Below are 12,189 nucleotides of genomic sequence, written 5' to 3'. Positions count from 1 at the left end.
TAAATAGGTTATTGAATAATCAGAATACGTGAATTTATAGCAAACAAAAAGGGTTAAACCAACGTTTAACCCTTTGTGTGATTAGTGGCGGAAATGGCGCATACCAGTAAGTACCATTGCCATGCCAGCTTCATCAGCAGCTGCAATCACTTCTTCATCACGCATTGAGCCACCTGGCTGAATTACCGCAGTAATACCAGCGGCTGCTGCTGCGTCAATTCCATCACGGAATGGGAAGAATGCATCAGACGCCATAACTGAACCTTTAACTTCAAGGTTTTCGTCGGCAGCTTTTATGCCTGCAATTTTAGCTGAGTATACGCGGCTCATTTGGCCTGCGCCTACACCAATGGTCATACCGTCACGGGCATAAACAATTGCGTTTGATTTAACAAACTTAGCTACTTTCCAACAAAATAGTAAATCTTTAAGTTCTTGCTCTGTAGGTTGGCGCTTAGAAACAACTTTTAAGTCGCCTTGCGTTACCATGCCTAAATCGCGGTCTTGAACTAAAATACCGCCGTTAACGCGTTTAATATCTTGGCCAGCTGCTTTACCTGTCCACTGTCCACATTCTAATAAACGAACGTTCTTTTTAGCTTCAACAATTTTTGCAGCGTCGCTCGAAATACTAGGTGCGATAATTACTTCAACAAACTGACGATCAACAATTGCTTGTGCAGTTGCTGCATCTAGCTCTCGGTTAAAGGCAATAATGCCACCAAATGCTGATGTAGGGTCTGTTTTAAAAGCGCGCTCGTATGCTTGTAGAATATTGTCCCCAATTGAAACACCACACGGGTTAGCATGTTTTACAATTACGCACGCAGGTACGTCAAATTCTTTAACACATTCAAGTGCTGCATCGGTATCTGCAATGTTGTTAAACGAAAGGGCCTTACCTTGCAATTGAGTTGCTGTTGCAACTGATGCTTCAGCAATGTCACTTTCAACATAAAAAGCAGCATCTTGATGTGAGTTTTCACCGTAACGCATATCTTGCTTTTTAGTGAACTGCATATTGATAGTACGTGGGAATTTAGTCTCTACAGCAGCTTCCTCGGTGTAATCAGGAACCATTTTACCGAAGTAGTTAGCAATCATGCCATCGTATGCGGCAGTGTGCTCGTAAGCAGCAATCGCTAAGTCAAAACGTGTTTTATACGTAGTAGAGCCATTATTGTTTTGCATTTCACTAATAACACGGTCGTAGTCACTCGCGTTTACCACGATTGTTACGTCTTTGTGGTTTTTAGCGGCTGCACGAACCATTGTAGGGCCGCCAATATCAATATTTTCAATAGCATCTTCAAGGCTGCAGTTTTCTTGAGCGACTGTATTCGCAAAGGGGTATAAGTTAACTACAACTATGTCGATAGCAGAAATGTTGTTATCTGCCATTACGCTTTCATCTTGTCCGCGACGGGCTAATATGCCGCCGTGAATTTTTGGGTGAAGAGTTTTTACGCGACCATCCATGATTTCAGGGTGGCCTGTGTGATCTGATACTTCAGTCACTTTTATGCCGTTATCAGCAAGTAGTTTACATGTGCCGCCAGTTGATAATATATCAACGCCTTGCGCTTCTAGTGCGCGGGCAAATTCAACAATACCGGTTTTATCAGACACACTTAATAGTGCGCGACGAATGGGACGATGAGTATCCATTGTAGTTTGATTTCCTCAGTTAATGAGCTAGCTTAGAAGCGGGCATTTTAACTGATTACAACTCAAAAAACGACTTATAAAGCGCCGATGAGGGTGAGCATTTTGCAACTCGGCTATTAAACTACGGGCATAAAAAAAGCACCCTAGGGTGCTTTTTTAATAATTAGCTGTGATAAATCACAGCCAGCATATTAGTTCATGCCGTATTTTTTAAGCTTTTTACGTAAAGTACCACGGTTGATACCTAGTAAAATTGCTGCACGAGTTTGGTTACCACGTGTATATGTCATCACTTCTTCAAGTAATGGCGCTTCTAGCTCTGAAAGAACAAGGTCGTAAACGTCTTGCACATCTTGACCGTTAAGCTGCTTTAAATAGTGGTGAACAGCTTTTTTTACTGCATCACGCAATGGCTGCGGTTTCTCGTGTGACTGAACATGAGGGTTAGTGATAAATGGAGAAGTCACGTTTTGTTCGAACATTATTAAGTCTCTTTCTTTCTTAGTTAGCTGCTAGTGTTTTAAAGTATTGCTCTAATGCGACGACCTGTGCTTGTGGGTTGTCGAGCGCATTAAATACTCGCCTAAACTGACCATCACTGTCATGGGTTTGCAAATACCAAGATACATGTTTGCGAGCAATTCGCGCTCCCATTGGCTCACCGTAAAACAGATGGAGGTTTGTTAAATGCTCCATTAAAATACTGCGCACCTCTGCAATAGCAGGCGGCTGTAAGTGTTCCCCAGTTCGCAAATAGTGGTCTATCTCCCTAAATATCCAAGGGCGACCTTGGGCGGCTCGGCCAATCATAATGGCATCTGCACCCGTATAGTCTAAAACCTGTTTTGCTTTTTCTGGTGATGTAATATCACCATTGGCAACAACAGGGATCGACACTGAACGTTTTATATCCCTAATCGTGGCATACTCAGCATCACCTTTGTACATACATGCGCGCGTACGCCCATGTACAGCAAGTGATGCAATGCCATAACGTTCAGCTATTCTCGCAATCTCTACACCATTACGGTTATCCGGATCCCATCCTGTACGGATTTTAAGTGTCACAGGTATATCAACAGCATTAACGACTGCATCAATAATCTCTTCCACAAGTTCAGGAAACTGTAATAAGGCAGAGCCTGCGAGTTTCTTGTTCACTTTTTTTGCTGGGCACCCCATATTGATATCTATGATCTGTGCACCGTTAGCAACATTGAATTGTGCGGCCTGCGCCATAAGCTCAGGATCTGCTCCTGCAATTTGCACAGCGCGTATACCCGACTCACCGCTGTGATCCATACGGTTCATCGACTTTTCCGTTTTCCAAACCTTAGGATTAGACGATAGCATTTCAGAAACAGCTAGCCCTGCGCCTAAACGACGGCAAAGTTGTCTAAATGGTCTGTCTGTAATGCCAGCCATTGGCGCGACAATTACATTATTCTCAAGTTGGTATTTACCGATACGCACTATATTCAATAGGCCTCTTTTCAAGGGGCGCTAAGTTTACGGTTTTTTTCACAAAAATCAAAGGCTATAAATTGAACAAAAGTAACTTTTTTTTGCCCTTTTCGTATTGACATTTGATAACCACATGACAAGTAGGTTGATTTGTTTGAAATTTATACAAGTTTTATTTTTTACACAATAATCAGAAAACTTTTAATATGTAAAAAAATAGTAAAGCCTGTTAAATACAGGCTTTACATGCAGGTTTTGAGTTAATGCTCTAAATTTGGTTGTGCAGTTTATTACGCTTTTTTAGTGCCACTTACTCGAGTCCAATCACCTTCAACGGCAATATCATCTAGTTCAATAAACGGTGCATAAATATCAGCAACTGATTGTGCTTGTTCTTCTAAAATACCCGACATGGCAATTTTTCCACCAGGCTTTAATAAACCTAAAATTACACTGTGCAATTCGCGAAGTGGCTGGGCTAATATATTTGCCACTACTATGTCGGCGGTAAACTCAGGTTGGTTTTCTGGAAGGTATACTTCAAGTTTGTCTGCAACGCCATTACGGTTAGCATTATCTAAGCTTGCCTCAAGCGCTTGAGGATCAATATCAATCCCAATCATGCGCTCTGCGCCTAGTTTTATAGCTGCAATACCTAAAATGCCTGAGCCACAACCAAAATCAACAACCGTTTTACCTGTTAGATCTTGGCTTTCTAACCACTTAAGACATAAGGCCGTTGTTGCATGTGTGCCCGTACCAAAAGCAAGGCCAGGGTCAAGCAGTACATTTACTGCATCAGGATCTGGAATGTCGCGCCAGCTTGGACAAATCCATAGCCTTTCACCAAATTGAATAGGGTGAAAGTTATCCATCCATTCACGTTCCCAGTCTTTATCCTCAAGCTGCTCTATTTTGTATACTAAATTGTCTTTTAGTTCATCATGGCGTTTCAATAACGCAACGACTGCATTCATATCGTGATTAGCTTCAAACAAGCCAATTACTGTTGTATCAGCCCAAAATACAACGGTGCCAATTTTGGGTTCGTAAATAGGGGTGTCTTTTGCGTCAATAAAGGTTACTGAAGCACTACCCGCTTCCATTAATAGGTCACTTACTGCATCTGCTGTTGCAGCATTGGCGTTAATACGAATTTGGATCCAAGCCATGATTATTTCCTTCAAATAGAAAAAAGGCCGCTATAGCGGCCTTTTTAGTTTATATAGTAGCGCTAAATTATTTAGCGTCTAAAAAGCTTTTCAGTAAATCTGAGCGAGAAGGGTGGCGTAATTTACGCAGCGCTTTCGCTTCTATTTGACGAATACGTTCACGTGTTACGTCAAACTGTTTACCTACTTCTTCTAAGGTGTGGTCGGTATTCATATCAATACCAAAACGCATACGTAGTACTTTAGCTTCACGGGCTGTTAGGCCTGCAAGTACATCGTTAGTTGCGCCACGAAGAGACTCCATTGTTGCCGAATCGATTGGCGAATCAATAGTTGTATCTTCGATAAAGTCACCTAAGTGAGAATCTTCATCATCACCGATTGGTGTTTCCATTGAAATTGGCTCTTTAGCAATCTTAAGTACCTTACGGATTTTATCCTCAGGCATCATCATGCGTTCTGCTAATTCTTCTGGATTTGGCTCACGACCCATTTCTTGTAACATTTGACGAGAAATACGGTTAAGTTTATTAATCGTTTCAATCATATGTACTGGAATACGGATTGTTCTTGCTTGGTCAGCAATAGAGCGAGTGATTGCTTGACGTATCCACCACGTAGCATAAGTAGAGAACTTATAACCACGGCGATATTCAAACTTATCAACTGCTTTCATCAGACCAATGTTACCTTCCTGAATTAAATCCAAGAATTGTAAGCCACGGTTTGTATATTTTTTAGCAATTGAGATTACAAGACGTAAGTTAGCTTCAACCATTTCTTTTTTCGCACGGCGTGCTTTCGCTTCACCAATGCTCATTCGACGGTTAATGTCTTTAATACGCTCAATGCTTAAACCTGTTGTTTGTTCAATAACAGATAGTTTATTAATGCTACGAATGATTTCTGGCTTAACTTCTTCAAGTTTAGCTGAGTATTTTTCGTTACCTGAAATTTCTAAATCAACCCATGAAGCGTCAGTTTCGTTATTAGCAAAATGCTTAACGAATGTTTTCTTCGGTAATTTAGCAATTTGTACAGCTTGTTTCATGATTAGACGTTCTTGAACGCGAACACGATCCATCATTTCACGCATGTTATTTACCATGCGGTCAAACTGTTTAGGTATTAATTTAAAGGTTCTGAAAAGCTCACCAATTTCAAAAATGGCGGCTTGTGATTCAGGATGCGAACGACCTTTAGCTTCAAACGTATCACGTGCTTTATTGTATAAATCACGTAAATTTTCAAAATGAATGCGCGCTTCTTCAGGATCTGGCCCTGTGTCTACTTCTTCTTCATCTTCGTCATCGCTATCAGCATCATCTTTGTCATCTTTATCGTCATCAAGTTGCTTAGCACTTAATTCTGAACCGATATTAGTTGCTGAAATTGGCGCTGTATCTTCATTAGGATCGATAAATCCAACGATGATATCGCTTAAACGCATTTCTTCAGCTTCAAACTTATCCCACTGCTCTAGCAGGTAAGTGATTGCTTCAGGGTACTCTGCAACAGAAATCTGTACTTGGTTAATGCCTTCTTCGATACGTTTAGCGATTACAATTTCGCCTTCACGTGTAAGAAGTTCAACAGTACCCATTTCACGCATGTACATGCGAACCGGATCCGTTGTACGGCCGATTTCTTTTTCTACAGTCGCAAGGGCTGCAGCGGCAGCTTCAGCTGCGTCTTCGTCTGTCGTTGTTTCTTGCATCATTAATTCATCAGCATCAGGCGCGTTTTCGCTAACCTTGATACCCATATCATTAATCATGCTTATGATATCTTCTACTTGATCTGAGTCTATAATGTCTTGTGGAAGGTGATCATTTACTTCTGCAAAAGTTAAGTAGCCTTGCTCTTTACCTTTTTGAATCAGAAGTTTTAATTGTGACTGAGGAGTTGGATCCATAGAGATTGTTTCTTCCACTCTGATAAGTTGATACAACAGGCGCCATCATGTAGTTTGCATTAAAGCCAACTAGAATAATGTGACGCAGTGAATAGCACAGTATAACAGTTTAAATCAATTTTGACTAGCTGTTAGTGGCTTTTAACGCTGTCATTAACAAATGACACTCAAGTCTTTCGTCGCTACTAAGGCCTTGAGTCTTGTCCTTTATTAATAGGGTCTCGAGTCGATAATTTAAACACTGATCTTCAATAAACTTGAAAGTATTTTTAAAAACCGTCTCTAAACGCTCTTCATTTATGTCGTGTTGCCACGTTGCAAGCTTGATTAAGGGCTCGTAATCTTCAGTTCCTCTAAAAAATTCGAGTAGTTGCGCTGTGGTAATGCTTTCTTTTTCTAAAGCTTGCTCTTGTAAGCGTAATAATAGCCCTATACCAGCAATATTCATTTGTGCGAGTTCAGGCAAATATGGCACATTTTTAGCCAAATTAGGATGTTGAATTAAAATACCAATCGCTTGACGCATTGGTGTTATTTTAAACTTACGTTCAATCGAATGCTGTTGCTTTGGCGTTTTTAAACGGTTATTTAATTGCTCACGTGTTCTTCCGATTAAACGCCCTAACTGTTCAAGAATGTTTTCTTGATAAAATTCACTTGGGATTTTTTCAATGAGTGGAAGTGCTGCACTGAGTAATTTAGCTTTTCCTGAGTCGAGTGTTAAATCAACTTCTTGGCTTAATTTATTAAACAATACTTTGGTAAAGTCATCTGCTTGGCTTAGGCGCAATTCGAATTGCTCCTTACCTTCTTTTTGTACAAGAGAGTCAGGGTCTTCGCCATCGGGTAAAAAAGTAAATTGCAGTGCTTTACCATCATTTAAATAAGGAAGTGCGTTTTCAAGCGCCCTCCAAGCTGCATCACGGCCAGCTCTGTCGCCATCGTAACAACAGATTACTTTATCTGTTGTTCTAAACAGCGTATGCATGTGCTCGCTTGTTGTTGCGGTACCTAGTGATGCAACGGCATATTCAATCCCTTGCTCGGCTAAGGCAACAACATCCATGTAACCTTCCACAACCATTACATGCTCAAGTTTTTTATGGGCTTGCTTTGCTTCATAAAGTCCGTAAAGCTCAAAGCCTTTATGAAAAATTCGGGTCTCTGGCGAGTTTAAATATTTTGGCCCTTGGTCGGCTTGCATTACACGCCCACCAAATGCAATAACGCGTCCGCGTTTATCGCGAATAGGGAACATTAATCGGTCGCGGAAAAAATCAAATTGTCTGCCTGGTGTTTTTTCTGAAGCTAGCTTTAATTCAACTAATTGCTCTTTTTGTTCTTTATTACGGCCAAGCTGAAGACATAATCCATCCCATTCGCTGGGGGCGTAGCCAATCATAAACTTTTTAACTGTTTCACCACTTAAACCACGGCCTTTTACATATTCAATAACGGCGGCAGAATTACTGTGGTGTTTTAATTGGTGCTGATAAAAGCGCGCAGTATGAAGCATTAAATCGTAATCAGAGCGCTTTTGCGCAGCAGTACGTTCTGGTGCTGAGTTTGTGCCTTGTTCTCGAGGTACTTCTAAGTTAAGCATGCTTGCTATTTCTTCAATAGCATCTACAAACTCAAGCTTTTCATACTCCATTACAAACGAAATAGCATTACCATTAGCGCCACAACCAAAGCAATGATAGAACTGTTTGTCTTGCGATACGGTAAATGAGGGCGATTTTTCGTTATGGAATGGGCAACAAGCTTGATAATCCTTACCTGCTTTTTTTAGACCTACTTTTGAGTCTATCAGGTCGACAATATCGGTTCTGGCAAGTAAATCGTCTATAAAGTTACGTGGGATCTTTCCAGCCATTAGTAAAATACAGTCCTGAAATAATAAGAAGAATAACGAATATGAAATTTACTTTTTTATACTAGCTTGATGCAAAGTATAGCGTGCTTTAACTTACCAAAATGATAACAAAATAAATAGGGAAGCTATAAAAAATTTCATTTTAAAGTAACCTAGTAGGTGTACTTTTTATTAAAGTTAAAAACAAAGAAACCGAGCGCAAGGCTCGGTTCACTTCAATCATACTTTAATGTATGTGGGAGTATTAGGCAGTTAATCGTTGCTTAATTAAACCAGAGATTTTGCCCATATCGGCACGACCTTCGGCTTTGCTTTTGATTATACCCATTACTTTACCCATGTCTTGCATACCTGCTGCGTTAGTATCAGCAATAGCCGCATCAATGAGAGCAATGATTTCGTCTTCACTCAATTTTTGAGGTAAGAAAGTTTCAAGTGCCACTATTTCATTGGCTTCAATATCAGCTAAATCATCACGCCCAGCATCTTTGTACTGAGTGTAAGAGTCACGACGTTGTTTAACAAGCTTCACTATAACGGAGGTAATACCTGCGTCGTCTAGTTCTATACGCTCGTCAATTTCACGTTGCTTGATTGCAGCAAGTACCATACGAATAGGGTTAAGACGTAATTTGTCTTTAGCTCTCATCGCATCTTTTTGCGCATCTTTTAGCGTTATTAAAAGGCTCATTTATACAAGACCTAATATATTAGTATAATTTAACGCGACGTGCGTTATCACGAGAAAGTTTTTTCATGTGACGTTTTACTGCAGCAGCTTTTTTACGCTTACGCTCAGCTGTTGGTTTTTCATAGTGCTCGCGACGACGAACTTCTGAAAGGATTCCTGCTTTTTCACATGAACGCTTGAAGCGACGAAGTGCTACGTCAAACGGTTCGTTCTCTCTTACTTTAATTACTGGCATTAAAAATTCACCTACCTAAATTATGAGCGTTGCTCAAGTTGATCAAACATTGATCAAGTGGTTCAAAAATGGTGCGGTATTGTAATCCGAAGCAACACCACATGTAAAGGACAATATTAACAGAAACGCATCATGTAAAACAGTATTAATTTGCTTGGCGCTGGTAGAGTTTGCAAAATACTTGGCCTGCCTTTTTTTCTTTAATTAACAACCAGTTGCTCGGGTTCTTGAAGGTGGTTAACTCTGTTTCTACTTCAACATAAATTAATGCATCATCGCTTAACCATTGGTTTTTTTCTAATAAATCGCAGGTTGTTTGCGCTAAATCTTTACGAAATGGTGGGTCAACAAATACAAGATTAAACGCTTCGTTTGTGTTTTTTTGCTCTAAAAAGGAGAGTGAATTAGTATGTTTAACGTATGCGTTGTCGAGCTTTAAAGTGCTAATGTTTTGTTCTAATTGCTTGGCAGCTGACGAGTCGAGCTCGATAAATGTGGCGTTTTTTGCAAATCGAGATAGCGCTTCAAATCCTAACCCACCAGAACCTGCAAAACAATCAAGTACATTTGTGTCACGCGTATCTTGCATTAGCCAATTAAATACAGTTTCTTTAATTCGATCGGTAGTAGGTCTTAAGCCTTCTACATTTTTAACAGGGAGTTTTCGGCCTCGAAATTGGCCACTAATCACTCTAATAAAGCCATCACTGGGCTTGTTAGTAGCTTTATTTTGCGTTGTTTTTTTTCTCATTTAGCTCACTAAAAAATGGTATATGGTATCTAGCTCAGATAATATTATGGGTGATTACGTGTAGCTTCATTTTTCAACCGTATTAAAAGTGTTACTATTGAACACTTACGTTTTGAATGGTTGTATTTATTAGCAACTATTGCTGGGCATTGCCAAGCTATTTCAAATTTTAGTTTATCAGATTTTTATAAGTGGTTATTAGCAAGTATGACAAAAAAAAGTAAATTCATGTCGTGGCTCGGTTTTGGCAAGTCAGATAAAAAAGAAGCAGAGCAAAAAGCAGCCGCTGATAAACAACAAGCATTAGCGCAAGAAGAAGCGCAGAAGCTAGAGCAAGAAAAACTTGCACAGCAGGCTGAAACTGAACGCTTACAAGCAGAAGCCGAAGCAGAGCGCTTAGAGCAGGAGCGTATTGCTGCTGAACAAATTGAAGCTGAACGTTTAAAAGCAGAAGCCGAAACAGAGCGCTTAGAGCAGGAGCGTATTGCTGCTGAAAAAATTGAAGCTAAACGTTCAGAGCAAGAAAAGCTAGCACAGGAGCAAGCTGAAGCTGAACGTTTAAAAGCAGAGGCCGAAACAGAGCGCTTAGAGCTGGAGCGTATTGCTTCTGAACAAATTGAAGCAAAACGTTTAGAGCAAGAGCGTGCTGAAAACGCAGAAAAGATTGCCATTGAGCAGGCCAATGCTGAATTACTTGCAAAACAACAAGCTGATGCAGAAGCGCAAAGACAAGAATATGCACAACGTTTAGCCGATCAAGAAACGCAGATGCTGTTAGAGCAAGAGCGATTGGCTGCAGAAAAAATAGAGGCTGAGCGACTAGAGCAAATACGCCTTGAAAAAAAGGATGAAGCTGTAAAGGCTGAAAAGCTTGCAATAGAGCAAGCGAATGCTGAGTTATTAGCAAAAGAACAAGTAGATGCTGAAGCACAAAGACAAGATCAAGCAAAACGTTTAGCAGAACAAGAAGCGCAAATGCGTTTAGAGCAAGAACGTATTGCTGCTGACAAAGTTGAAAATGAACGTTTAGAACAAGAACGTATTGCGGCTGAAAAAGCAGAAAATGAACGTTTAGAGCAAGAGCGCATTGCTGCTGAAAAAGCAGAAAGCGAGCGTTTAGAGCAAGAGCGCATTGCGGCTGAAAAAGCAGAAAACGAGCGTTTAGAGCAAGAATGCATTGCAGCTGAAAAAGCAGAAAACGAGCGCTTAGAGCAAGAACGCATTACTGCTGAAAAAGCTCAGAACGAGCGTTTAGATCAAGAACGCATTGCGGCTGAAAAAGCAGAAAATGAACGTTTAGAGCAAGAGCGTATTGCAGCGGAAAAAGCAGAAAACGAGCGTTTAGAGCAAGAGCGCATTACTGCTGAAAAAGCAGAAAATGAGCGTTTAGAGCAAGAACGCATTGCTGAAGAACTTGCAATTGAAGAAGCTAAAAAAGCAGAAAAGCCGAAAAAAGAAGGGTTTTTCTCTCGTCTTAAAAAGGGCTTGTTAAAAACTCGCATTAATATAGGTTCTGGTTTTGCATCTATTTTTAGTGGTAAAAAAATAGATGACGAATTATTTGAAGATCTTGAAACACAGCTGCTCACCGCCGATTTAGGCGTTGATACCACCATGAAGTTGATTGATAGCTTAACTGATGCTGCAAACCGTAAGCAGTTAAAAGATGGTGATGCGCTTTATGAGTTAATGAAACAAGAAATGGCGGCGATGCTAAAAACGGCTGAACAGCCTTTAGTAATTACCAAAGATAAAAAGCCATTTGTTATTTTAATGGTGGGCGTAAATGGCGTTGGTAAAACAACGACTATTGGTAAGATGGCTAAGCAATTTCAAAGCGAAGGTAAGTCGGTTATGCTGGCTGCTGGTGATACGTTTAGAGCGGCTGCTGTTGAGCAACTTCAGGTTTGGGGTGAACGTAACAGCATTCCTGTTATTGCACAGCATACGGGTGCAGATAGTGCATCGGTTGTTTTTGATGCATTCCAAGCTGCAAAAGCACGTAATATAGATGTGTTAATTGCAGATACAGCGGGTCGCTTGCAAAATAAAGATAACTTAATGCAGGAGCTTGAAAAAATAGCTCGTGTTATGAAAAAAATTGATCCTGATGCGCCGCACGAAGTGATGCTAACCATTGATGCTGGCACAGGTCAAAATGCAATTAGCCAAGTGAACTTATTTAATCAATGCGTTGGTTTAACTGGTATTACGCTTTCAAAACTTGATGGAACTGCAAAGGGTGGTGTTATTTTTGCGGTTGCAGATAAGTTTAATATTCCAATTCGTTACATTGGTGTTGGTGAAGGTATTGATGATTTACGCGCTTTTAAAAGCGATGACTTTATTGATGCGTTATTTAGCCAAGATGAGGACGACGTTTAATTTACCAAAAGAGGGAGCTTGCTCCCTTTTTA

The 12,189-nt window shown here is 40.3% G+C and carries 10 protein-coding genes; 1 reads left to right on the top strand and 9 read right to left on the bottom strand.

Going from position 1 to position 12,189, the window contains the following annotated elements:
• Positions 1-81: 81 nt before the first annotated feature.
• The 9 genes from purH to rsmD all read right to left on the bottom strand — a co-directional run bounded on the left by purH (position 82) and on the right by rsmD (position 9,772).
• Positions 82-1,668: a bifunctional phosphoribosylaminoimidazolecarboxamide formyltransferase/IMP cyclohydrolase gene (purH, locus tag CXF64_RS11520; RefSeq protein ID WP_007586526.1), complete on the bottom strand. Its 1,587-nt coding sequence runs from the start codon at positions 1,666-1,668 to the stop codon at positions 82-84.
• A gap of 191 nt (positions 1,669-1,859) precedes the next feature.
• Complete coding sequence (gene fis / locus CXF64_RS11515; protein ID WP_002957804.1) at positions 1,860-2,150, bottom strand: DNA-binding transcriptional regulator Fis; 291 nt, start codon at positions 2,148-2,150, stop codon at positions 1,860-1,862.
• A gap of 19 nt (positions 2,151-2,169) precedes the next feature.
• Positions 2,170-3,141: a tRNA dihydrouridine synthase DusB gene (gene dusB, locus CXF64_RS11510; RefSeq protein ID WP_010553368.1), complete on the bottom strand. Its 972-nt coding sequence runs from the start codon at positions 3,139-3,141 to the stop codon at positions 2,170-2,172.
• Between the two features lie 281 nt (positions 3,142-3,422).
• Positions 3,423-4,304 (bottom strand): 50S ribosomal protein L11 methyltransferase, encoded by an 882-nt coding sequence (prmA, locus tag CXF64_RS11505; protein ID WP_024590609.1) that lies wholly within the window; start codon positions 4,302-4,304, stop codon positions 3,423-3,425.
• A gap of 67 nt (positions 4,305-4,371) precedes the next feature.
• Positions 4,372-6,219, bottom strand: coding sequence for an RNA polymerase sigma factor RpoD (rpoD, locus tag CXF64_RS11500; protein WP_007586533.1), 1,848 nt, complete (start codon positions 6,217-6,219; stop codon positions 4,372-4,374).
• A 124-nt stretch (positions 6,220-6,343) separates the two neighbouring features.
• Positions 6,344-8,095, bottom strand: a complete 1,752-nt coding sequence (gene dnaG, locus CXF64_RS11495; protein WP_007586534.1) for a DNA primase — start codon at positions 8,093-8,095, stop codon at positions 6,344-6,346.
• Positions 8,096-8,339: 244 nt separating this feature from the next.
• Positions 8,340-8,786, bottom strand: coding sequence for a GatB/YqeY domain-containing protein (locus CXF64_RS11490; protein WP_101217078.1), 447 nt, complete (start codon positions 8,784-8,786; stop codon positions 8,340-8,342).
• 19 nt (positions 8,787-8,805) lie between these two features.
• On the bottom strand, positions 8,806-9,021 hold the full coding sequence (gene rpsU, locus CXF64_RS11485) for a 30S ribosomal protein S21 (RefSeq protein ID WP_002957797.1): 216 nt from the start codon (positions 9,019-9,021) through the stop codon (positions 8,806-8,808).
• A gap of 145 nt (positions 9,022-9,166) precedes the next feature.
• Positions 9,167-9,772: a 16S rRNA (guanine(966)-N(2))-methyltransferase RsmD gene (gene rsmD, locus CXF64_RS11480; protein WP_007586536.1), complete on the bottom strand. Its 606-nt coding sequence runs from the start codon at positions 9,770-9,772 to the stop codon at positions 9,167-9,169.
• Positions 9,773-9,979: 207 nt separating this feature from the next.
• On the opposite strand from rsmD, the gene ftsY reads away from it, so the two are divergent.
• Positions 9,980-12,157: a signal recognition particle-docking protein FtsY gene (gene ftsY / locus CXF64_RS11475; RefSeq protein ID WP_101217111.1), complete on the top strand. Its 2,178-nt coding sequence runs from the start codon at positions 9,980-9,982 to the stop codon at positions 12,155-12,157.
• The last annotated feature ends 32 nt before the right edge of the window (positions 12,158-12,189 follow it).

Source organism: Pseudoalteromonas sp. GutCa3, from assembly GCF_002836155.1.
In the GTDB taxonomy this organism is placed as follows: domain Bacteria; phylum Pseudomonadota; class Gammaproteobacteria; order Enterobacterales; family Alteromonadaceae; genus Pseudoalteromonas; species Pseudoalteromonas arctica.
Note: the sequence above shows the minus strand (reverse complement) of the source record. Positions and strands in the feature narration are given on the sequence as shown.